Raw genomic sequence first — 22,284 nt, 5'->3', positions numbered from 1 at the left:
CGCGGGGCCGTCACGGGATGGTCAGGGTCAGCGCCGGCACTGCCGCGTTGACATTGATCGCCTGCGTCTTCAGCGTACCGGCCGAGTTGGCCTCGATCGTGTACTGGGCGGCGGCGGAGGCGTCGGGCGTGAACACTGGCGCCGTCACGCCGGCCGCGTACGCGTTGCGCACCGGCGCAGCGATCGGCAACGAGAACGAGAACGCTCCGCTGAGGGCATCGACGGCGCCCCATCCCGACACGACCGTCGGCCCGCCATTCAGCGTCTGCAGCGCACGCACCGTCGCCGTGACCGGCGTCACCGTGCCGTTCACCGCCGGCACCGCGCTGGCGGGCGGCACGATCGGCGCGCCGACGGCGTTGACATAGGTGTAGGCGCTCGTCGTGACCGGCACGCCGGTCATCACGGCCGTGACGCGGCCGGGTGCCGTGACCACCAGGTCATAGGTGCCGGCCGGCACCGGGTAGAGCTGGAACTGGCCGGTCGAATCCGGCGCGGTCGCCTTCACCGGCTGGCCGTTGACCTGGACTGACACGCTGGTCGAGCCGTTCGCGAGCAAGGGGTCGAGGTAGCCGACCACACGCATCCCGGCGTCCGACAGGCGCGGGATCACGCTGATCACCGGCTTCAGGTTGTACTGGCCCGAATTGCCGCGCTTGACGATGGACTTGCAGGCGTCGAAATCGAGCACGTAGTCGGCGACCTGATCGGGCGCGACCTCGATGTCGGCATTGAGCTTCAGCCCGCTCTGGTTCGCGCTCGGCGTGGTCAGTGGCGTCTCGCTGCCGCCGGTGGGCACGACCGAGTTCGCCAGGGCCGACGCGCCGTTGCCGTTCTCGGCCAGCACCAGCCGCACCTGCGTGTACTTGCCCGCAGGCAGCTGGGTTTGGCCGAGCTCGACCAGCACCCCGTTCTGCAGGGTCAGCAGGTCGACCCGCTTCGGCGGGTTGACGACGATCTCGGACCAGCCCGCGTCGGCGTCCGCCGCGCTGGCGCTCGCGTGGATGCGGACCTTTTCGACCGTGATGTTGACCGCATCGAAGCCGCAAGACGGCGCGTCGGTCATCGACATGCGCACGGTGCCATACGCGGAGCCGGTGCCGCCGATCCCGCCTCCACCGCCGCCCCCGCCGCAACCGGCCAGGGACAGGAGCAACGCAATGGACGCGGCGAGAGCGCGCAACAGAGTGGTCATGACTGTCCTCGTTTGGTAGCAGGCGGCTCGTCGCCGAGCCGCTCTTCGAAATAGTAGATGCCCAAGCCGACGCGGGCATGGGGCAGGTGGGGGTTCTCGTGCGGCGCGTCGAGATCGTGTTCGGCGAGCCAGCGGTCGAGTTGTTCGAGCAGCGCTTGCGCCCGCGACGTGCTCAGCCGCCGGAACGCCGGCAGCTCACCGACGCGAATGCGGTGATACATCACTTTGCGCTGGAACCGCGGGTCGGCGGCGCCATCGGTCAGGTTGTGGTCGATCGTCTCGATCAGGTCGGCCACGTCGGTGCCCAGGATCTGCAGCTTGTCGACCGAGCTGCCGATCGGCAGGTAGCCGCGCGCCACCGGTTCGATGCGGCCGTCGTCGAGGCGCCGCACGGCACCGACGCGCAGCAACTCGTCAAGCACGGCGCGGGCCGGCATGTCGCCGCTGTAGAGGCGCGCGAGCTGCGGGAAATCGCCAACGGCGTCGGTGCTCAGCGGGCGCGGCGTGCCGGCCGCGTCATGGAAATTGGGGTCGCGCAGCCAGCCGCCGAGCACGCGGGCGGCGCGGTTGTAGCGCTCGTTCGTCTCGGCAGCATCAGGCTCCGGCTCGGTCAGCAGGCGCTGCACGTCCTTGCGCGTCAGGCCGGTCAGGATCGACGCGCGGGCCGCCGAGGGCTTCTTGCCCGGAATGGCGAAATCGTTCATCGCCACCTCCACGTAAGCCCGCTTCGCGATCTCCTGGAACGCGCCGAACGGCACCGCGTGACGAAGCAGCAGCCGCACCAGCGGGCGCAGCAGTCGCATCGTGGCGGCATGCAGGGCCGCAGTCGCTCGGGAACCATCCTCCATTTTTGGGATGTTTGTCCCAAACGCCTTGACAGTCAATGTTGCAGGTGTGAGCGGTCGTGACGATTACCGCTCCGCGGACTCAAAGGTACGCAGCCAGCTCCTGCTTGGCAATGGCGTTTCTATGGACCTCGTCCGGGCCGTCGGCCACGCGCAGGTGGCGTTCGTAGGCGTAGAAGCTCGTCAGCAACGTATCCTGGCTCAGCCCCATCGCGCCGAAGGCCTGCATCGCCCAGTCGATCACCTTCACGCAGTTGTTCGGCGTCAGCACCTTGATCATCGCGATCTCCTTGGCCGCGACCTTGTTGCCCACGGTGTCCATGCGGTGAGCGGCGTTCAGCACCATCCAGCGCGACTGGTCGATCAGCATGCGCGATTCGGCGATCCGCTCGCGCCACACGCCCTGGTCGGCCAGCAACTTGCGGAACGCCGTGCGCGAGGCCAGGCGCCTGCACATCATCTCGAGTGCCGCCTCGGCCATGCCGATCGCACGCATGCAGTGGTGAATGCGTCCGGGCCCGAGCCGACCCTGCGCGATCTCGAAGCCGCGCCCTTCGCCGAGGAGGATGTTCGAGACCGGCACGCGCACGTTCTCGAACACGATCTCCGGGTGACCGAACGGCGGGTCGTAGACGCCGAGCAGTGCCATGTCGCGCACGATCGTGATGCCGGGCGTGTCCTTCGGCACCAGGATCATCGACTGCTGCTTGTGGCGGTCGGCGTGGTCGGGATCGGTCTTGCCCATCAGCACGAAGATCTCGCAGCGCTCGTTCATCGCGCCGGTGATGTACCACTTGCGGCCGTTGATCACGTACTCGTCGCCCTCGCGGCGGATGCTGCACTGGATGTTGGTGGCGTCGCTCGACGCGACTTCCGGCTCGGTCATCGCGAACGACGAGCGGATCTCGCCCGCCAGCAGCGGCGTGAGCCAGCGGGCTTGCTGCGCGGGCGTGCCGTAGCGGGCCAGCACCTCCATGTTGCCGGTGTCGGGCGCCGAGCAGTTGAAGATCTCCGCGCACCAGTAGCGCCGGCCCATGATCTCGCACAGCGGGGCGTACTCCACGTTCGTGAGGCCGGTCGGCGCATGGGTGTCGCCGGGGTGCGGCGGCAGGAACAGGTTCCACAGGCCCTGCTCCCGCGCCTTGGCCTTCAGGCCGGCCATCATCGGCAGCTCGGCGTAGGGCCGGCCGGCCTTGGCATTGGCAGCCAGTTCCTCCTCGCGGCGCTGTTCGTTCGGATAGACGTGGTCGTCCATGAACTTCAGCAGGCGTTCGCGCAGTTCGACGACCTTGGGGGAGAACTCGAATTCCATGACGGTGTTCCTGTGACGTTGGGCGTGCGTCGAAGATACGCACCGCGACGCCCACCGGGTGTCCGGCAGGCGACAGGGGCCGATGCAGTTTGTTGATGCCGCCGGCCCCGCCAATTCATTTGACGCGGCCGGCACGCGGGGGCTCAGGCTTCGAACGGCAGCCCGACGTAGTTCTCGGCCATCGCCGTCGACGCGGCACGCGAGCCGACCAGGTAGTCGAGCTCGGCGCGCTGCAGCTTCTGGCCGATCGCGCCGGTCTCGGGGAACTTGTGCATCAGCCCGGTGAACCACCACGAGAAGCGCTCGGCCTTCCAGACCCGGCGCAGGCACTTCTCCGAGTAGTGATCGATGCCGGCGCGGCTCTTCTCGGCGTAGAACTCGATGAAGGCGCGCGACAGGAAGCGCACGTCGGCGGCCGCCAGGTTCAAGCCCTTGGCGCCGGTCGGCGGCACGATGTGGGCCGAGTCGCCGGCCAGGAACAGCGTGCCGAAGCGCATCGGTTCGGCGACGAAGCTGCGCAGCGGCGCGATGCTCTTCTCGATCGACGGGCCGGTGACCAGCGCCTCGGCCGCGGCCGGGTCGAGCCGGCGGCGCAGTTCGTCCCAGAACGCGGCGTCGCTCCACTGCTCGACCTTGTCGTGCAGCGGGCACTGCACGTAGTAGCGGGTGCGGGTGGTCGAGCGCATCGAGCACAGCGCGAAGCCGCGTTCGTGGTTCGAGTAGATCAGCTCGTGCGCGACCGGCGGCGTGTCCGCCAGCACGCCGAGCCAGCCGAACTGGTAGACCTTCTCGTAGATCGACAGCGCCTTCGGCGGCACGCTGGCGCGGCTCACGCCGTGGTAGCCGTCGCAGCCGGCGATGAAATCGCAGGCGACCGTGTGGACGACGCCGTCGAGCGTGTAGCTGACGGTCGGATGGTCGGTGTCGAAGCCGTGCGGCGCCACGTCCTTCGCGCCGTAGATCGTCGGCAGGCCGGCGGCGGCGCGCGCCGCCATCAGGTCGCGCGTCACTTCGGTCTGGCCATAGACGGTCACGTGCTTGCCGCCGGTCAGCCCGTGCATGTCGATGCGGTGGCGCGCGCCGCCGAAGCAAAGCTCGAAGCCGCCATGCACCATCCCCTCGGCATGCATTCGCTCGCCGACGCCGGCCTCGTCGAGCAGATCGCAAGTCGTCTGCTCCAGCACGCCGGCGCGGATGCGGCCGAGCACGTAGTCGCCGGTCTGCCGCTCGAGGATCACGTTGTCGATGCCGGCCCGGTGAAGCAGCTGACCGAGTAACAGCCCGGCCGGGCCGGCGCCGATGATCGCGACTTGGGTGCGCTGGGTGCTCATGCGGAAATCCTCATCGGCCACGACGCGGGCCGGCGCAGTAGTCTAGGGCGCGACGGGGTACGGGCCGTCGCCGAGGAACGGTCCAGGGTGGTAGCCCTTCTTGCCGATCTCGAGCGCGAGCGCACTGCGGTGGTCGCCGCCCGAACGCAGCCGCTCGAGCACCGAAGCGAAGTCGTGGCGGGGCTGCCAGTGCAGATCGGCGCGGGCCCTGGCGTTGACGTAGACGCGATCGATGCCGTCGAACATCTTCCAGCCGCGGCGCTGATACTCGGCCCTGAAATCAGGCACGCGGCGTGCCACGACGCCGGCCGCGCCGTGACGCAGCGACGCGAGATCCACCGCCTCGAAGGGCGTCGTCGCGCTGACGATGTAGCGGCCGAAACCGAGCACCGGCGCACGCTCGATGGCGCACAGGTGCGCATCGACCGCGTCCTCGATGTCGACACGGCGGTTCAACAATTCGTTGACCTTGGCGTTCGCGTCGAAGTAGTCGTCGCGCGTGCGCTTGCTGTCGTCGTCCTCCGGAAAGAAGCGCGAGGTGCGCAGCACCAGGCACGGCAGCCCGTGCAGCGCATGCATCAACTCGCACAGGTTCTCCGCGGCCAGCTTGGTCACGCCATAGATGTTCTTCGGGCGCGGCACGACCTCTTCGGTGATCCAGGCGGCCGGCGCGCCGGGTGCCGGGGTCAGCACGTGTCCGTAGGCACTGGTCGTGCTGGTGAAGATGAATGCGCCAACACCCCCGGCGACCGCTTCCTCCAGCAGGTTCAGCGTCCCGGTGATGTTCGTGTCGACGAAATCCTGGCGCGTGTGGGTCGCGATGTGCGGCTTGTGCAGCGTGGCGGTGTGCAGCACCGCGTCGATGCCGTCCATGCAGCGCGCGACGAACGCCCGATCGGCGACCGAGCCGACATGCCGCGTGTACGGCGACGCCCGCACGTCGCAACCGACCGCGTCGTGCACTCTTCCGGCCAGCGTGCGCATCAGCGCTTCGCCGAGGTGGCCGGCGCTGCCGGTGACGAGGATCTTCATGGCGGGCAGTCTGGGGCTCGCGGTCCGGAGGTGCCATGCCGCCCAGTCACGTCAGGAAGCCCCCGGTGGACAGCGAATTCCCGAGCATCCGACGCTGGCTGCGCAAGGTCGAGATCTCGGCCGCGCACTTCCTCAGCGCCGTCACCTCGGCGGATCGCCACGTCCGTGCGACGTTGTTCGTGCAGGTGATGATGCCCCATACCTCGCCCTGGCCGCCATACGAGGCGGCGAGCAACGCGCGGATCCCGAACGGCACGAGCATGGCGTCCTTCACCGACTGGAGCGCCGGATCCGCGAAGGTGTCGCCGCAGACATAGCACCCCTCGCGCACCAATGCGCCGAAGAAGCCGCCGCCCGACTCGGGGAACACCGCGGCACCCGCGATGGCCATTCCCCTGACACCGTCATAGGCCGCGACGCTGCGCATCACGCGCCGGCCGATGGGCCCGGAGACGCTCCAGAACGTGACGTGGATGCATCCGAGCGCCTTCTGGATGTGCTCGGCCACCTGGCCGGCCGCGTCGATGTCGGTGGCGCGCCCGGCGTCCACCTCGTGCGCCAGGTCTCTCATGAGGAAATGGAAATTCGGCACATCGGTCACGCGGGATCTCCGTCCTTGCTCCAGCGCAGCATTTTCTCGCAAGCGGCGGGGCGGCAAGTCGGCGACGCCGGAGCCGTCGTGCCGGCTGGCGCTGAACGACCGGCGATGTCACTTGAAAGATCGGGTCGTCGCCCTATAATCCGCCCTGCTAGCACTCGCTTCGAGTGAGTGCTAACGGCAGGTCAGCGTGCCCCAGGTCGCGATCCGCCAAGGGAAGCTGAGTGCCCACTTCGCTTCCAAGCCACGATTTATATCGTTCTGAGTCCATCAAGGAGATGCTATGAAACTTCGTCCGTTGCACGATCGCGTGATCGTCAAGCGCCTGGAACAAGAAACCAAGACCGCCTCGGGCATCGTCATCCCCGACAACGCCGCCGAAAAGCCCGACCAGGGCGAAGTGCTGGCTGTCGGCCCGGGCAAGCGCAATGACAAGGGCGACTTCGTCGTCCTGAACATCAAGGTCGGCGACCGGGTGTTGTTCGGCAAGTACAGCGGCCAGACCGTCAAGGTCGATGGCGAAGAACTGCTGGTGATGAAGGAAGACGACCTGTTCGCGGTCGTCGAGAAGTAATCCCACGGCACAAAGGAGAACATTCAAATGGCAGCAAAAGACGTAATTTTCGGCGGTGAAGCCCGCGCACGCATGGTCGAAGGCGTGAACATCCTCGCCAACGCCGTCAAGGTCACGCTCGGCCCGAAGGGCCGCAACGTGGTGCTCGAGCGCTCGTTCGGCGGGCCGACGGTCACCAAGGACGGTGTCTCGGTCGCCAAGGAGATCGAGCTGAAGGACAAGCTCCAGAACATGGGCGCGCAGATGGTCAAGGAAGTCGCTTCCAAGACCTCCGACATCGCCGGTGACGGCACCACCACCGCCACCGTGCTGGCACAGGCCATCGTTCGCGAAGGCATGAAGTACGTGGCCGCGGGCATGAACCCGATGGACCTGAAGCGCGGCATCGACAAGGCCGTCACGGCGCTGGTCGAGCAGCTGAAGAAGCAGTCGAAGGCCACGACGACCTCGAAGGAAATCGCGCAAGTCGGCACGATCTCGGCCAACAGCGACGAGGAAGTCGGCAAGATCATCGCCGACGCGATGGACAAGGTCGGCAAGGAAGGCGTCATCACCGTCGAAGACGGCAAGAGCCTGAACAGCGAACTCGAAGTCGTCGAAGGCATGCAGTTCGACCGCGGCTACCTGTCGCCGTACTTCATCAACAACCCGGAAAAGCAGACGGCCACGCTCGACAACCCGTTCGTGCTGCTGTTCGACAAGAAGATCAGCAACATCCGTGACCTGCTGCCGACGCTGGAGCAAGTCGCCAAGAGCGGCCGTCCGCTGCTGATCATCGCGGAAGAAGTCGAAGGCGAAGCGCTCGCCACGCTGGTCGTGAACACGATCCGCGGCATCCTGAAGGTCGTGGCCGTCAAGGCACCGGGCTTCGGTGACCGTCGCAAGGCGATGCTCGAAGACATCGCGATCCTGACCGGCGGCAAGGTCATCGCCGAAGAAGTCGGCCTGACGCTCGAGAAGGTCACGCTGGCCGACCTGGGCCAGGCCAAGCGCGTCGAAGTGGGCAAGGAAAACACCACGATCATCGACGGCTCGGGCGCCGCCGGCGACATCGAAGCGCGCGTCAAGCAAGTGCGCATCCAGATCGAGGAAGCCACCAGCGATTACGACCGTGAAAAGCTGCAAGAGCGCGTGGCCAAGCTGGCCGGTGGTGTGGCGGTGATCAAGGTCGGCGCCGCCACCGAAGTCGAGATGAAGGAAAAGAAGGCCCGCGTCGAAGATGCGCTGCACGCGACCCGTGCCGCCGTCGAGGAAGGCATCGTGGCCGGTGGTGGCGTCGCGCTGCTGCGCGCCAAGCAATCCGCGGGCGTCATCAAGGGCGACAACCCCGACCAGGAAGCCGGCATCAAGCTGGTGTTGAAGGCCATCGAAGCGCCGCTGCGCGAGATCGTCTACAACGCCGGCGGCGAAGCCAGCGTGGTCGTGAACGCGGTGCTGGCCGGCAAGGGCAACTACGGCTTCAATGCGGCCAATGACACCTATGGCGACATGATCGAGATGGGCATCCTGGACCCGACGAAGGTCACGCGCACGGCCCTGCAGAACGCCGCGTCGGTCGCATCGCTGATGCTGACCACGGAAGCCATGATCTCCGAGGCGCCGAAGGACGAAGCCGCCGGCGGCGGCGGCATGCCGGGTGGCATGGGCGGCATGGGCGGCATGGGCGGCATGGACATGTAAGAGGCAGTTCGGGCAGCGATTGCTGCCCGATCGACCACCTCAGGGCACTTCGGTGCCCTTTTTCACGCCCGCACCCGAGTCAGCGGTGCAGGTGCTTGTCGATCTCCGCGGCGATGAACGCCGGCCGCTCGTGGATGATCCAGTGGCTCGCGCCCGGCACGCGCACGAGGTTCATGTCGGGCACGAACTCGTCCAGGCCGTCGATCAGCGCGACCGGCAACGCCATGTCGTCCTCGCCCCAGATCACCAGCGTGGGACGCCGGACCGTGACGTACTCGCGTGGGAACTCGACCTTCATGACCGCGGAATCGGCATCGAGCGGCGGGCGCAGCGGCGAGGCGCGGTAGTAGTTGCAGCCGCCCGTCAGCCCGGCGTCCCAGATCGCGCGGTACTGGTCCCGAACCGATTCGGTGAGCCAGCCGCCGCCCTCGCGGCCGGTGTCCGCCGCGCCCATGTTGGTGAACATCGGCCACATGCGGGCGTAGTCGTTCTCGGCGAGCAGCTTCTCGGCATCGGGCCGGCACAGGAAGTTCATGTACGCACTCGCCGCCTGCTGGTTCGGGCTGCTCTTGAGCTCGCGCAGGAACAGGGCGGGGTGCGGCGAATTGATGATCACGAGGCGCTTCATCAGTTCCGGATGGAGCGCGGCCAGCGTCCAGGCGACTGCGCCGCCCCAGTCGTGAGCGACCAGCGCCTCGAGCGGTGCACCCTCGCCCAGCTGCGCGATCAGCGCCTGCAGGTCGGCCATCAGGTGCTTGACGCGGTACTGCTCCGGTTCCGCCGGCGACGAGGACGGGCCGAAGCCGCGCAGGTTGGGCGCGACGCACCGGTAGCGGTCGCCGAAGTGCTCGAGCACCTCGTCCCAGACGAACGCCGCCTCGGGAAAGCCGTGCAGGAACACGAGCAGCGGCGCACCCGGCCGGCCTGTGGCGCGGCAGTTCAGCGTGATGCCGTGGGGGAGCGTGAGGTCGAAGGTGTCGATCATGAAGGCCTCCTTGCAGGGGCGCCAGTATCGGTGCGACGCGCCGCCGCCGGCGTCACGATCGGGACAGGGGCGTCAGCCGTGGACCCAGCTGTAGAGCACCTTGGCGGCGTCGTCGATGCCCGACTTCTTGAGCGCCGAGAACAGCGCGACGCCGACGTCGGCCTCGTCGGTCGCGAGCTCGCCGAGCACGGCCTGCGCGCTCTCCAGCGCGGCGTTCGACTCGGCCCGATTGAGCTTGTCCGACTTGGTCAGCAGCACCAGCAGCTTGACCGAGCCGTTGCCGACGCGCGGCGCGACGAAGCTCATCAGCTGATGGTCGAGATCGGTGAAGCCCAGGCGGGAGTCGACCATCAGCACCACGCCGACCAGGCTGCGGCGCACGTCGAGGTAATCGGCCATCACCTTCTGCCAACGCAGCTTGGCGCCCCGCGCCACTGCGGCGTAGCCGTAGCCCGGCAGGTCCGCGAAGATCGCGTTGGGCACCATCTTCGGCCCGAGGTCGAACAGGTTGATGTGCTGCGTGCGGCCGGGCGTCTTCGAGGCGAACGCGAGCCGCTTCTGCTGCGTCAGCGTGTTGATCGCGGTGGACTTGCCGGCGTTGGAGCGGCCGACGAACGCGATCTCGGGCAGCTCCGTTTGCGGCAGCTGATCGAGCTGGCTGGCGGTCGTGCGGAAGCGCGCGGTGTGCGCCCAGCCGAGCGCGCGCCTGGCCTCGTCGACGATGGCGTCCGGTGCCGGATTGGAATTGTTTTGCTCGGCCATGGAGTCGCCCAAAGCCATCATTGTAAAATCACCGGGTTTTGCACATGAAACACGTCGCACTCCTATGAAGTCCGTTGCCTCCGTCGTCGCCTCCCTCTTGCTCGCCGCCTGCGCCTCGTCGGCGATCGGGGCCGAGGCCGCCAAACCCGCTGCGAAGCCCGATCTGGCGAAGGGACAGGCCACCTCGACCAACGTGTGCGCCGCCTGCCACACCAACGACGGCTCGCGCGGCAGCCCCGCGAACCCGATCCTGCAGGGCCAGCACCCGGAATACCTGGTCAAGCAGCTGACCGAGTTCAAGTCGGGCAAGCGCCAGAACGCCGTGATGTCGGGGATGGCCGCGACGCTGAGCGAAGACGACATGAAGAACGTCGCCGCGTTCTACGCCGGCAAGGTCGCCAAGCCCGGCTTCGCGAAGAACAAGGCCACGGTCGAGCTGGGCGAGAAGATCTACCGCGGCGGCATCGCCGATCGCAACGTGCCGGCCTGCGCCGGCTGCCACAGCCCGAACGGTGCCGGACTGCCGTCCCAGTACCCGCGCCTGGCCGGTCAGCATGCCGACTACACCGAGGCGCAACTGGTCGCGTTCCGCAGCGGCGTGCGCAAGAACAGCGTGCCGATGGCCGGCGTCGCCGCCAAGATGAACGACCGCGAGATCAAGGCCGTGGCCGACTACATCGCCGGCCTGAACTGACCGCCGCGTTCTTCCCCCTCCTGGAAAGGGCCGGTCTCGTACCGGCCCTTTGCCTTTGATCCGCTCGCTCCCGCACGCCGCCCCGGATAATCCACCCATGACCGCCTCCACCACCGGCATCGAACTGCGCACCCGCTCGCGCCGGGTGCGCGACGTCGTCGAGCTGGTGTCGTCGATGCGCTTCTCGATCTCGCTGCTGACGGTGATCTGCATCGCGTCGGTGATCGGCACCGTCGTCAAGCAACACGAGCCGTACAACAACTACGTCAACCAGTTCGGGCCGTTCTGGGCCGAGGTGCTCGACAAGGTCGGCCTGTACTCGGTCTACAGCGTCTGGTGGTTTCTGCTGATCCTGGCGTTCCTGGTGATCTCGACCAGCCTGTGCATCGCGCGCAACGTGCCGAAGATCGTCGTCGATCTGAAGACCTACAAGGAGCACGTGCGGGAGCAGGCGCTGGGCGCGTTCCACCACCGCGGCCAGGCCGAGGTCGCCGAGACCCGCGACGCCGCGTTCGAGCGCATCTCGGCCCTGCTGGTGCATTCGGGCTGGAAGGCCAAGGTGCAGGTCCGCAAGGACGGTGAGCGCGAGCTGGGGACGATGATCGCCGCGCGCCGTGGCACCGCCAACAAGCTCGGCTATATCGCGGCGCATTCGGCGATCGTGCTGGTGTGCGTCGGCGGGCTGCTCGACGGCGACCTGATCGTGCGTGCGCAGATGGCGCTGCAGGGCAAGAGCAGCTACACCGGCGGCGGCATGATGCGCGACGTGCCGGCCGCGAACCGCCTCGGCCCCGGCACGCCGACCTTCCGCGCCAACCTGTTCGTCCCCGAGGGCCAGCGCTCGAGCACCGCGGTGATCAACCTGCAGGACGGTGTCGTGATGCAGGACCTGCCGTTCGACGTGGAACTCAAGAAGTTCATCGTCGACTACTACGACACCGGCATGCCGAAGCTGTTCGCCAGCGAGATCGTGATCCACGACCACGACAGCGGCGAATCGATCCCGGCGCTGGTCAAGGTCAACGAACCGGCCTTCCACCGCGGCGTGGCGATCTACCAGAGCAGCTTCGACGACGGCGGCTCGGCCCTCAAGCTGCGTGGCCTGCCGATGAGCGCCGGCGGCAAGGTGTTCGACATCGATGGCGTGGTCGGCGGCAAGACCCAGATCTCGAACGGGGCGTCGCAGATGACGCTCGAGTTCACCGGCCTGCGCGTGATCAACGTCGAGAACCTCGGCGGCAATCCGGCCGGCGCGGCAGGCACCGACGTGCGCAAGGTCGACCTGGTCGGTTCCCTGCAGGAGCACCTCGGCTCGGGCGCCAAGGGCAACGGCAAGAAGGAGTTGCGCAACGTCGGCCCGTCGGTCAGCTACAAATTGCGCGACGCCGCCGGGCAGGCGCGCGAATTCAACAACTACATGGTGCCGGTCGAACTCGACGGCATCCGCGTCTTCCTGGTCGGCGCGCGCGACAAGCCCGAGCAGGAGATGCGCTACCTGCGCATCCCCGCCGACGACAAGGACAGCATCGACGGCTGGGCGCGCCTGCGCATGGGCCTGCTCGATCCGGCGCTGCGCAGCAAGGCGGCGGCCCGCTACGTGGCCATCGCCTCGCCGCCCGACAAGCCCGAAATGGCAGCGCAGCTGACGACGACCGCGGAGCGGGCCCTCGGACTGTTCGCCGGCGCGGAATCCGCGCTTCCCAAGGGTGCCGCAGCACCGGCCGACCCGCGCGCCGGGCTCCAGGCGATCTCCGATTTCATCGAGGGCAGCGTTCCGGAGGCGGACCGCGTGCGCATCTCCGAGGTACTGCTGCGCATCCTCAACGGCACCCTGTTCGAGTTGCTGAACCTGACCCGCGAGAACGCCGGTCTCGCGCCCTTGAAGGCCGACGACAAGACCCAGGCGTTCATGACCCAGTCGGTGCTGTCGCTGTCCGACAGCTTCTTCTACCCGGCGCCGGTGCTGTTCCAGCTGACCGACTTCACGCAGGTGCAGGCGAGCGTATTCCAGGTCGCGCGCGCGCCCGGCAAGAAGCTCGTCTACCTGGGCGCGATCCTGCTGATCGTCGGGGTCTTTGCGATGCTCTACATTCGCGAGCGCCGCCTGTGGGTATGGCTCACGCCCGCCGCGAACGGAACCAAGATCACCACGGCGTTGTCCACCACCCGCCGCACGCTGGACGCCGACGCCGAGTTCGAGCAGTTGAAGCGCCAGATCCTGAAGGAAGCCTGATGAACACGACCACCCTCGAGACGATGTCGCTCGGCCGCCGCGCCGGCCCGGTCGGCTTCGTGACCGGCCGCTCGATCTTCGACTGGCTGTTCGCATTGCTCGTCGTCGTCGGCGGCGGCTACGCGTTCTCGCGCTACGCCGGTGCGATGGACTACTACGAGAAGCTCATCCTCGTCGGCACGCTGCCGGTGGCGATTCTGCTCGGCTGGTTCTGGGGCCCGTTGCGCGTGCTGATGGTCGGCGTCGCCGCGGCCACGCTGCTCGCGATCAGCCTCTACAACCGGCAGATGGACGGCTTCGGTGCGGACCTGGCGCAGGCGGATCAGGTCTTCATGCTCAAGTACTTCCTGTCGAGCCAGAGCGCGATCATGTGGATGAGCGTGCTGTTCTTCATGAGCACCACGTTCTACTGGATCGGATTCGCCGCGAAGACCGAGAACAACACCGCCGTGCGGATCGGCTCGGGCCTGACCTGGGCCGCCGTCTTCATGGCGCTGACCGGCACGATGGTGCGCTGGTTCGAGAGTCACCAGATCGGCGCCGACATCGGCCACATCCCGGTCAGCAACCTGTACGAGGTGTTCGTGCTGTTCTGCTGGCTGACGGCGCTGTTCTACCTGTACTACGAGCAGCACTACGGCACCCGCTCGCTCGGCGCGTTCGTGATGCTGGTCGTCAGCGCCGCGGTCGGCTTCCTGATCTGGTACACGCTGGCGCGCCAGGCCAGCGAGATCCAGCCGCTGGTGCCCGCCCTGCAGAGCTGGTGGATGAAGCTGCACGTGCCGGCCAACTTCATCGGCTACGGCAGCTTCGCGCTGTCGGCGATGGTGGCGCTGGCCTACGTGCTGAAGAACGCGACGCCGCGGGCGCTGTGGATCGGCCTGCTCGGCGTGCCGGGCATCGTGATCGCGCTGCCGCTGCTCGGGTTCGCGCTGTTCGGCGGCCTGTCGGCAGAGGGGATGGCGAGCGTGGCCAAGTCCGGCCGCATGATCACCGGACTGATGGCGTTCTTCGCCTTCACGATCGTCGCCCGAAAGTGGATCAACGCCCGCACGCCGAGCGCCGAGATCGCCGACGACCTGATGTACAAGTCGATCGCGGTCGGCTTCGCGTTCTTCACGATCGCGACCATCCTCGGTGCGTTCTGGGCCGCCGAGGCCTGGGGCGGCTACTGGAGCTGGGACCCGAAGGAGACTTGGGCGCTGATCGTCTGGCTCAACTACGCGGCCTGGCTGCACATGCGCCTGATGAAGGGCCTTCGGGGCGTGGTTTCGGCCTGGTGGGCGCTGACCGGGCTGGTCGTGACCACGTTTGCCTTCCTCGGCGTGAACATGTTCCTTTCCGGATTGCACTCGTACGGTACGCTTTGAGCCTGTCTCCGGAGTGCCACCATGCCCTATGTTCACCGCGATGACGAGGGGCGGATCGCGACCGTTCAACGTCATGCCGACGACGCCTGCCGCGAGTTCGTCGCCGACGGCGATCGCGAGTTGCTCGCCTTCGTCGGCGCGGACACTGCGCCGGGCGCGTTCGATGAACTCGACGCCGGCTTCGTGCGCGTGCTCGAGGACGTGATCGACACGCTCCTCACCAAGAACATCATGAACATCACCGACCTGCCCGAGCAGGCGCAGGCCAAGCTGTTCGCCCGCAAGAGTTTTCGGGAACGCGCCTCCAGGAGCGCGCTCCAATTGTTGGCACCGACCGATTTTGGCGACGTCATCTGACTCGCGTGGCGGTGCGTAGGTAAGAAGGCCCGTCGCGATCGCGACGGACTGTCATCGACCGAGCGAGCACCCTCCATGCACCATCTTCGCGACCGCGGCTTCGACCATCCGCATCCTTCCGAGATCACGCCTCGCGCGGCCTACGCCGACCGGCGCACGCTGCTGAAGTTGTTCGGCACCGGCGTCGCCGGCGCGGCGCTCGCCACCTGGGCCGCACGCGAAGCCCACGCGCAATCGGCCAGCGGCGGCAAGCTCGCGCCGCTGCCCGGCGTGCGCAGCACGATCGCCGGCGGCGTGACGATGGAGACGCCTACCGCCTACATCGACGCGACCGGCTACAACAACTTCTACGAGTTCGGCACCGACAAGGGTGATCCGGCGCAGAACGCACACACGCTCAAGACCCGGCCGTGGACCGTGGCGATCGAAGGCGCGGTGCGCAAGCCCAAGGTCTACGACATCGCCGACCTGCTGAAGCTGGCGCCGCTCGAGGAGCGCGTCTACCGGCTGCGCTGCGTCGAAGGGTGGTCGATGGTGATCCCATGGGTCGGCTATTCGCTGGCCGAGCTGATCAAGCAGGTGGAGCCGACCGGCAACGCCAAGTTCGTCGAGTTCGTGACGCTGGCCGATCCGAAGACCATGCCCTTCGTCGGCTCGCGCGTGCTGGAATGGCCGTATGTCGAGGGCCTGCGGATCGACGAGGCCATGCACCCGCTGACCCTCCTGGCGTTCGGCATGTACGGCGAGGTGATGCCGAACCAGAACGGCGCGCCGGTGCGCGCGGTCGTGCCGTGGAAGTACGGCTTCAAGAGCGGCAAGTCGATCGTGAAGATCCGCTTCGTCGAGAAGCAGCCGGCGACCAGTTGGGTCAAGAGCGCGAGCAACGAATACGGGTTCTATTCGAACGTGAATCCCGAGGTCGATCATCCGCGCTGGAGCCAGGCGACCGAGCGCCGCATCGGCCAGGACAACATCTTCGCGAAGAAGCGGCCGACGCTGATGTTCAACGGCTACGGGCAGCAGGTCGCGTCCCTGTACACGGGCATGGACCTGAAGAAGAACTTCTGACGATGCGGGCGCTGCAAAGGCCCGCGCGGCCCCTGCCGCTTCTGCTGCGCCCGGCCGCGAAGGTTTTCCTGTTCGCGCTGTGCCTGCTGCCGTTCGCCTGGCTGCTGCGCGGTGCAGTGCTCAGCGTGATGGGAACGAACGTGCTCGGCGCCAACCCGGCGGAGGCGCTGATCCGCGCGACCGGCGACTGGACCCTCCGCTTCCTGTGCCTCACGCTCGCCGTGACACCGCTGCGCCAGGCCTTGAAGCTGCCGGCACTCGCGCGCTTCCGGCGCATGCTGGGGCTGTTCACGTTCTTCTATGGCGCAGTGCACTTCCTCTGCTACAGCTGGCTGGACATGGGGCTGGTGTGGAGCGACATCGTGCGCGACATCGCGAAGCGCCCGTTTATCCTGGTCGGCACGAGTGCCCTGCTGCTGATGCTGCCGCTCGCGGCCACGTCGTTCAACCGCGCGATCAAGGCGCTCGGGGCGCGCCGCTGGCAGGCGCTGCACCGCGCGGTGTATGCGGTGGCGCTGCTGGGCCTGCTGCACTTCTTCTGGATGCGCTCCGCGAAGAGCAACTATGCAGAGGTGGCGGTCTACGCCGCAGTGATCGGCGTGCTGTTGGGCTGGCGCCTGATCGCGGCGCTGCGCCGGCGGGCTCAGGCGGCCGGCGGCGGCGCCTCGGGCTCGGCCATCAGCACGGCGTCGAGCCCGTAAAGTGCGGCCAATGCCGCCAGCTTGGGCGGCACGTGACGCAGCGTGAAGCGCTTGCCCGACGCATCCGCGGCGCGCTGGCAGTCCAGCAGCACCGCCAGCGCCGCCGAATCGAAGTGCTGCAGGTTGGAGGCATCGACGACGACGGCGTCACCCTGCTCGCCCTTCATCGCCTGCGCGAGCAGGCGACGGGTGTCGTTGGCCTCCCTGGCCGTGACGGTGGCGGGCAGCAGCATCATCGGCGCGGGCGCTCAGCTCTTCGCCGCGCCGGCCGACTTGTTGCGCGCCGCGAGCTTGCCGATCAGCCCGTCGATCCCGCCCGAGCTGATCTCCTGCGAGAAGCTGTTGCGGTAGTTCTCGACCAGCCACACACCGAGTACGTTGACGTCGTAGATCTTCCAGCCGCCGGGCGTCTGCTCGAGACGGTAGTCGAGCTGGACCGGGTCGCCGCGGCCCTTGATCTCGGTCTTCACGACAACTTCGGTGTCGGTCGGCGTGCTGCGCATCGGCTTGAGTTCGACCGTCTGGTCCTGCACCTGGGCGAGCGCGCCCGAGTAGGTGCGCACCAGCAGGATCTTGAATTCGTCCTGCAGCCGCTTCTGCTGGTCCGGCGTCGCCTGGCGCCAGTAGCGGCCGACCGCCGAGGCCGTCATGCGCTGGAAATCGACGTGCGGCATCACCTTGCTGTCGACCAGCGCGATGACCTTGGTCACGTCGCCTTGCTTGATCGACTTGTCGGCACGGACCGAGTCGAGCACGTCGGTCGAGACTTCCTTGATCAGCGCGTCGGGCGCCTTGCCGGACTGCGCCTGCGAGACGGCACAACCCACGGTGAGCAGGCCGGCAGCCAGCCACGGAATCATTCGCTTGAGCAACATCTGGTTTCCTCTTTGTAGCGACAGGTGAGCCTGTCTGAGCCCGCTTCGACCGGTTGGTTCAGCGGCAGCCCCGTGGTTAACGCGCGAACCGGGTCAGCGGTTCACGGTTTGGTCGGAGCCGAGCCGGCCGTGGCGGGGGGCGCCGGCGCGTACAGCGGATCGGCCGCGGTCGCGCCCGAGGCCGGCACGGCCGCCGGCGACGGCGCGTCGGGAATCTCCGGCGCGTCGCCATCGAACACCAAGCTGCGGCGGCGCTGCAGATAGGCATCGCGGAGGAAGGTGTACTTGTCGAGTGCGATGTCGTCGATCACCTGGCTCGCGCCCAGCAGTCTGGCGCGGGTGTTGATGATCTGCAGGCCGACGACGCCGAACTGATAGCTGCCATCGCTGATGTACAGCGCCGGCGACGCGGTGCGGTCGAGCGGCAGCGCGATCGTTTCGCGCACCGTCGACGGGCCGATCAGCGGCCAGACGATGTAGGCGCCGGCCCCGAATCCCCACCGGCCGAGCGTCTGGCCGAAGTCTTCGTAGTGATGATCCAGGCCGAACTCGCTGGCGATGTCGAGGACGCCGAAGAAGCCGAACACGGTGTTGGTCGTGAAGCGCACGACGTCGGTGAATGCGGGCTCGGCCTTGCCTTGCAGCACGTTGTTGACTGCCGACCACGCATCCGCCGCATTGGCGAAGAAGTTGTCGACGCTACGGCGCACGAACTGCGGCACCACCTTGGCATAACCGGTCGCGACCGGCTTCAGGATGCGCTCGTCCAGGCCCTCGTTGAAGGCGAAGACCTTGCGGTTCCAGCTCTCCCACGGGTCGAGGCGCGCGCCCGGGCCGCCACGTGCGTCGGTCACCAACGACTTGGTGGTCGCGCAGCCACCGAGCGTCAGCAACGCGCCCACCATCAGGGCCAGCAATGCGCGCGCGCACAGGGAGCGCATGTCGATTGAGCGGGTCACTTCTTACCTCCGGGGGCGGCGGGCGCAGGTGCCGCCGGCGCGGCGCCGGCGTCGGCCGCCTTGTTGAACAGGAACTGGCTGATCAGGCTTTCCAGCACGATCGCCGATTGGGTTTGCTTGATGGTATCGCCGGCGGCGAAATTCTTCTCGCTGCCGCCGGCCTCGAGGCCGACGTACTGATCGCCGAGCAGCCCGGAGGTCAGGATGCGCGCCGACGAATCGGCCGGGAACTGCACCGACTTCTGCATGTCCAGCATCACGACGCCCTGGAATGTCTTCGGGTCGAGCGTGATCGAGGCGACCCGGCCGACCGTGACGCCGGCGCTGCGCACCGGCGCGCGCACCTTGAGCCCGCCGATGTTGTCGAACTTGGCCGCCAGCGGATAGGTGTCGCCGCCGTTGAAGCTGCTCAGATTGGCGGCCCGCAGCGACAGGAACACCAGCGCGGCGATGCCCAGCAATACGAAGAAGCCGACCAGCGTTTCAGTGCCCTTCTTGCCCATCATTCATTCCCCTTGTCGTTCAGCGCGTCGAGAACATCAGCGCGGTGAGCAGGAAGTCCATCGCCAGCACCGTCAGCGAGGAGATCACCACCGTGCGCGTCGTCGCGCGCGCCACGCCCTCGGGCGTGGCCTTGGCTTCATAACCTTGATAGACCGCGACGAAGCTGCAGATCACCCCGAACACGATGCTCTTGATGATGCCGTTGCCCAGATCGCGCCACACGTCGACGCCGTTCTCCATCGCCGACCAGAAGTTGCCCGGATCGAGACCGATCAGCATCACCCCAACGATGTACGCGCCGAGGATGCCCACCGCCGAGAACAGCAGCGCCAGGATCGGCATCGCGACGACGCCGCCGATGAAGCGCGGCGCCAGCACGCGGCTCTTCGGGTCGACCGCCATCAGCTCCATCGCGGCGAGCTGTTCGCCGGCCTTCATCAGCCCGATCTCCGCGGTCAGCGACGTGCCGGCGCGCCCGGCAAACAACAGCGCGGTGACGACCGGGCCCAGCTCGCGCACCAGCGACAGGTTCACCAGCAACCCGACAGAGTCGGCCGCGCCATAAGTCACGAGCGCGTAGTAGGACTGCAGCGCCAGCACGAAGCCGACCGCCAGGCCCGACGACAGGATCACCAGCAGCGACAGGTTGCCCAGGGCGTGCACCTGCGCCACCGAGAAATAGGGTCGCCGCAGCGACACCGGCAAGGTGCGCAGCAATTCCCAGAAGAAGAACGCGTGGTGACCCAGCACCCGCAGGCTCTCGATGACGTAGCGACCGATCGTGGCGACCCACCCCATGCTCAGCGCGCCTGCAAGCCCAGGTCCTGCGCCAGCGGCGGCGCGGGATAGTGGAACGGCACCGGGCCGTCAGGCTCGCCACGCAGGAACTGACGCACCTGCGGATCCTGGCTGGCGTTCAGTTCCTCGGGCTGACCGTGTGCGATCACCACCCCCGGCGCGGCCATGATGTAGGCGTAGTCGCAGATCGCGAAGCACTCGTGCACGTCGTGCGAGACGACCAGCGAGGTCGCGCCGGTGGCGTCGTTCAGCTTGCGGATCAGGTTGGCGGTGACGCCCATCGCGATCGGGTCCAGGCCGGTGAATGGCTCGTCGTAGAGCAGCACTTCCGGGTCGAGCGCCATGGCGCGCGCGAGGGCGACGCGTCGACCCATGCCGCCGGAGATCTCGGCGATGCGCAGCCTGGCCGCGCCGCGCAAGCCCACGGCATTGAGTTTCATCAGCACGATGTCGCGGATCATGGTGTCGTCCAGATCGGTGTGCTCGCGCAGCGGGAACGCGACGTTCTCGAACACCGACAGGTCGGTGAACAGCGCGCCGAACTGGAACAGCATCCCGAGACGCCGCCGCAGGCCGTAGAGCTGTGCGGCGTTGCGCGTGTCGATCGCCTCGCCCGCGAAGCGGACAGTGCCCTGCGTCACCGGATGCACGCCGCCGATCAGCCGCAGCACGGTCGTCTTGCCGCACCCCGAGCCTCCGAGGATCGCGGTGACCTGCCCGCGCCGGAAGCTCATCGAGATGTCGTTGAGGATGTTCCGGCTGGGCTCGTAGCCGAACGTGACGTGGTCGACCTCGATCAGCGCGTCGGCGCTGCTTGGGTCATGGCGGGTCCGGCTGAAGTCACTCGGCATGCGGTCGTTGTTCTGGGTCGGCTGTCGAAAATCATTGTCTCACGCGACCCTTCGCCGGCGTGTTGCGGTCAGCGCGGCAGCTCGCTGGCGCCCATCAGGAACAGGTCGACCGCGCGCGCCGCCTGCCGGCCTTCGCGGATCGCCCAGACCACCAACGACTGGCCACGGCGCATGTCGCCGGCCGCGAAGACCTTGTCGACGTTGGTCGCATAGCCGCCGACCGCGTCCATCGAGGCCCTGGCGTTGCCACGCGCGTCCTTCTCGATGCCGAAGGCCTCGAGCACGCTGGCCACCGGGCTGACGAAACCCATCGCCAGGAGCACCAGGTCGGCCGGCATTGTCTGCTCCGACCCGGCGACCTCGACCATCTTGCCGCCCTGCCACTCGACCCGCACCGCCTTCAGGCCCTTGACCTTGCCCTTGTCCTTGCCCTCGCCACCGATGAATTCCTTGGTCGCGATCGCGAACTCGCGCTCGCAGCCTTCCTCGTGGCTCGACGAAGTGCGCAGCTTGATCGGCCAGTAGGGCCAGACCAGCGGCTTGTTCTCCTGCTCGGGCGGCATCGGCAGCAGCTCGAACTGCGTGACGCTGACCGCGCCGTGGCGGTTGCTGGTGCCCACGCAATCGCTGCCGGTGTCGCCGCCGCCGATCACGACGACGTGCTTGCCGTCGGCACGCAGCTGCGACTTGATCTTGCCGCCGGCGTTGATCTTGTTCTGCTGCGGCAGGAACTCCATCGCGAAGTGCACGCCGTCGAGCTCGCGGCCGGGCACCGGCAGATCGCGCGACTGCTCGGCGCCGCCGGTCAGCAGCACCGCGTCGAACTCGGCCTTCAGCTGCTCGGGCGTGATCGTTTCCTTGGCCCAGTTGGTGACCTTCGTGCCCTCGGGCATCTTGCCGATCAGCACGCCGGTGCGCATCGTCACGCCCTCGGCCTCCATCTGCTTGACGCGGCGGTCGATGTGCGACTTCTCCATCTTGAAGTCGGGGATGCCATAGCGCAGCAGGCCGCCGATCGCATCGTTCTTCTCGAACAGCGTCACGGCGTGACCGGCGCGCGCGAGCTGCTGCGCCGCGGCCATGCCGGCCGGCCCGGAGCCGACCACTGCGACCTTCTTGCCGGTCTTGGTCTTCGGCAGGCGCGGCGTGACCCAGCCCTCGGCCCAGGCCTTGTCGATGATCGCGTGCTCGATGCTCTTGATGCCGACCGCGTCGTCATTGACATTCAGCGTGCACGCCGCCTCGCACGGCGCCGGGCAGATGCGGCCGGTGAACTCGGGGAAGTTGTTGGTCGAGTCGAGCACCGCGAACGCGTTCTTCCAGTCGGCGCGGTACACGAGGTCGTTGAAGTCCGGAATGATGTTGTTGACCGGGCAGCCGCTGTTGCAGAACGGCGTGCCGCAGTCCATGCAGCGGGCGGCCTGGATCTTCGCGTCGGCCTCCTTCAAGCCGATCACGAATTCCTTGTAGTGCTGCTTGCGCTCCGCGACGGGCGCGTAGCCCTCCTCGAGGCGCTCGTATTCCATGAAGCCGGTGACTTTTCCCATGATGCTGTGCGTC

23 protein-coding genes are annotated in these 22,284 nt (G+C 67.4%); 8 read left to right on the top strand and 15 right to left on the bottom strand.

The genetic code is table 11. From position 1 onward, the window contains the following. Positions 1–10 precede the first annotated feature (10 nt). The 6 genes from ASC76_RS01295 to ASC76_RS01270 all read right to left on the bottom strand — a co-directional run bounded on the left by ASC76_RS01295 (position 11) and on the right by ASC76_RS01270 (position 6,316). A complete protein-coding gene (locus ASC76_RS01295; protein WP_056461242.1) occupies positions 11–1,195 on the bottom strand; it encodes a DUF4382 domain-containing protein in 1,185 nt (394 codons plus the stop codon). After that, the gene (locus ASC76_RS01290) at positions 1,192–2,043 is read right to left on the bottom strand and encodes a DUF6502 family protein (RefSeq protein ID WP_256364440.1); all 852 of its coding nucleotides are present in this window, start codon (positions 2,041–2,043) and stop codon (positions 1,192–1,194) included. Before ASC76_RS01290 ends, ASC76_RS01295 begins: the two co-directional genes overlap by 4 nt. A gap of 79 nt (positions 2,044–2,122) precedes the next feature. Further along, complete coding sequence (locus tag ASC76_RS01285; RefSeq protein WP_056461236.1) at positions 2,123–3,352, bottom strand: acyl-CoA dehydrogenase family protein; 1,230 nt, start codon at positions 3,350–3,352, stop codon at positions 2,123–2,125. 143 nt (positions 3,353–3,495) lie between these two features. After that, positions 3,496–4,683: a 4-hydroxybenzoate 3-monooxygenase gene (pobA, locus tag ASC76_RS01280; protein WP_056461233.1), complete on the bottom strand. Its 1,188-nt coding sequence runs from the start codon at positions 4,681–4,683 to the stop codon at positions 3,496–3,498. Positions 4,684–4,725: 42 nt separating this feature from the next. Continuing rightward, complete coding sequence (locus ASC76_RS01275; protein WP_056461230.1) at positions 4,726–5,715, bottom strand: NAD(P)-dependent oxidoreductase; 990 nt, start codon at positions 5,713–5,715, stop codon at positions 4,726–4,728. A gap of 46 nt (positions 5,716–5,761) precedes the next feature. Beyond that, positions 5,762–6,316 (bottom strand): GAF domain-containing protein, encoded by a 555-nt coding sequence (locus ASC76_RS01270; RefSeq protein ID WP_157615195.1) that lies wholly within the window; start codon positions 6,314–6,316, stop codon positions 5,762–5,764. A 280-nt stretch (positions 6,317–6,596) separates the two neighbouring features. On the opposite strand from ASC76_RS01270, the gene groES reads away from it, so the two are divergent. Together groES and groL are read left to right on the top strand one after the other, a co-directional pair. Beyond that, the gene (groES, locus tag ASC76_RS01265; protein ID WP_056461224.1) at positions 6,597–6,887 is read left to right on the top strand and encodes a co-chaperone GroES; all 291 of its coding nucleotides are present in this window, start codon (positions 6,597–6,599) and stop codon (positions 6,885–6,887) included. A gap of 27 nt (positions 6,888–6,914) precedes the next feature. Beyond that, positions 6,915–8,567 (top strand): chaperonin GroEL, encoded by a 1,653-nt coding sequence (groL, locus tag ASC76_RS01260; protein ID WP_056461221.1) that lies wholly within the window; start codon positions 6,915–6,917, stop codon positions 8,565–8,567. 79 nt (positions 8,568–8,646) lie between these two features. On the opposite strand, the gene ASC76_RS01255 is transcribed toward groL, so the two are convergent. Both ASC76_RS01255 and yihA read right to left on the bottom strand, forming a co-directional pair. Next, positions 8,647–9,552 carry an alpha/beta fold hydrolase gene (locus tag ASC76_RS01255; RefSeq protein ID WP_056461217.1) on the bottom strand — a complete coding sequence of 302 codons (906 nt, stop codon included), beginning with the start codon at positions 9,550–9,552 and terminating at the stop codon, positions 8,647–8,649. 72 nt (positions 9,553–9,624) lie between these two features. Further along, positions 9,625–10,314, bottom strand: a complete 690-nt coding sequence (gene yihA, locus ASC76_RS01250; RefSeq protein ID WP_056461214.1) for a ribosome biogenesis GTP-binding protein YihA/YsxC — start codon at positions 10,312–10,314, stop codon at positions 9,625–9,627. Positions 10,315–10,378: 64 nt separating this feature from the next. Here yihA and ASC76_RS01245 point away from each other — a divergent pair, with 64 nt between their 5' ends. From ASC76_RS01245 to ASC76_RS01220, 6 genes are all read left to right on the top strand, one after another. Then, positions 10,379–11,008 (top strand): cytochrome c, encoded by a 630-nt coding sequence (locus tag ASC76_RS01245; protein WP_056461211.1) that lies wholly within the window; start codon positions 10,379–10,381, stop codon positions 11,006–11,008. 97 nt (positions 11,009–11,105) lie between these two features. Continuing rightward, positions 11,106–13,241 (top strand): cytochrome c biogenesis protein ResB, encoded by a 2,136-nt coding sequence (locus tag ASC76_RS01240; protein WP_056461208.1) that lies wholly within the window; start codon positions 11,106–11,108, stop codon positions 13,239–13,241. Continuing rightward, on the top strand, positions 13,241–14,611 hold the full coding sequence (gene ccsB / locus ASC76_RS01235; protein ID WP_056461205.1) for a c-type cytochrome biogenesis protein CcsB: 1,371 nt from the start codon (positions 13,241–13,243) through the stop codon (positions 14,609–14,611). The genes ASC76_RS01240 and ccsB overlap by 1 nt, the downstream gene beginning before the upstream one ends. Positions 14,612–14,632: 21 nt before the next feature. Next, positions 14,633–14,968 (top strand): hypothetical protein, encoded by a 336-nt coding sequence (locus ASC76_RS01230; protein ID WP_056461202.1) that lies wholly within the window; start codon positions 14,633–14,635, stop codon positions 14,966–14,968. 75 nt (positions 14,969–15,043) lie between these two features. After that, positions 15,044–16,036 (top strand): protein-methionine-sulfoxide reductase catalytic subunit MsrP, encoded by a 993-nt coding sequence (gene msrP / locus ASC76_RS01225; protein WP_056461199.1) that lies wholly within the window; start codon positions 15,044–15,046, stop codon positions 16,034–16,036. Positions 16,037–16,038: 2 nt separating this feature from the next. Next, positions 16,039–16,737, top strand: a complete 699-nt coding sequence (locus ASC76_RS01220) for a sulfite oxidase heme-binding subunit YedZ (RefSeq protein ID WP_056461196.1) — start codon at positions 16,039–16,041, stop codon at positions 16,735–16,737. Here the strand turns inward: ASC76_RS01220 and ASC76_RS01215 are convergent. The 7 genes from ASC76_RS01215 to ASC76_RS01185 all read right to left on the bottom strand — a co-directional run bounded on the left by ASC76_RS01215 (position 16,680) and on the right by ASC76_RS01185 (position 22,271). Continuing rightward, positions 16,680–16,973, bottom strand: coding sequence for an STAS domain-containing protein (locus tag ASC76_RS01215; protein ID WP_056461193.1), 294 nt, complete (start codon positions 16,971–16,973; stop codon positions 16,680–16,682). The two genes, ASC76_RS01220 and ASC76_RS01215, sit on opposite strands and share 58 nt — an antisense overlap. A gap of 12 nt (positions 16,974–16,985) precedes the next feature. After that, positions 16,986–17,612, bottom strand: a complete 627-nt coding sequence (locus ASC76_RS01210) for a phospholipid-binding protein MlaC (RefSeq protein ID WP_056461190.1) — start codon at positions 17,610–17,612, stop codon at positions 16,986–16,988. Between the two features lie 101 nt (positions 17,613–17,713). Next, positions 17,714–18,571, bottom strand: coding sequence for a VacJ family lipoprotein (locus tag ASC76_RS01205; RefSeq protein WP_157615193.1), 858 nt, complete (start codon positions 18,569–18,571; stop codon positions 17,714–17,716). Next, positions 18,568–19,074 carry an outer membrane lipid asymmetry maintenance protein MlaD gene (gene mlaD, locus ASC76_RS01200; RefSeq protein WP_056463016.1) on the bottom strand — a complete coding sequence of 169 codons (507 nt, stop codon included), beginning with the start codon at positions 19,072–19,074 and terminating at the stop codon, positions 18,568–18,570. The genes ASC76_RS01205 and mlaD overlap by 4 nt, the downstream gene beginning before the upstream one ends. Before the next feature lie 19 nt (positions 19,075–19,093). Further along, positions 19,094–19,873 (bottom strand): lipid asymmetry maintenance ABC transporter permease subunit MlaE, encoded by a 780-nt coding sequence (gene mlaE, locus ASC76_RS01195; RefSeq protein WP_056461187.1) that lies wholly within the window; start codon positions 19,871–19,873, stop codon positions 19,094–19,096. A gap of 2 nt (positions 19,874–19,875) precedes the next feature. Further along, a complete protein-coding gene (locus tag ASC76_RS01190; RefSeq protein ID WP_056461183.1) occupies positions 19,876–20,724 on the bottom strand; it encodes an ABC transporter ATP-binding protein in 849 nt (282 codons plus the stop codon). A gap of 68 nt (positions 20,725–20,792) precedes the next feature. After that, positions 20,793–22,271, bottom strand: a complete 1,479-nt coding sequence (locus ASC76_RS01185) for a glutamate synthase subunit beta (RefSeq protein ID WP_056461179.1) — start codon at positions 22,269–22,271, stop codon at positions 20,793–20,795. Between the last annotated feature and the right edge of the window lie 13 nt (positions 22,272–22,284).

The sequence above is a fragment of the Rhizobacter sp. Root404 genome, assembly GCF_001425865.1.
Lineage (GTDB): Bacteria > Pseudomonadota > Gammaproteobacteria > Burkholderiales > Burkholderiaceae_C > LMDS01.
Note: the sequence above shows the minus strand (reverse complement) of the source record. Positions and strands in the feature narration are given on the sequence as shown.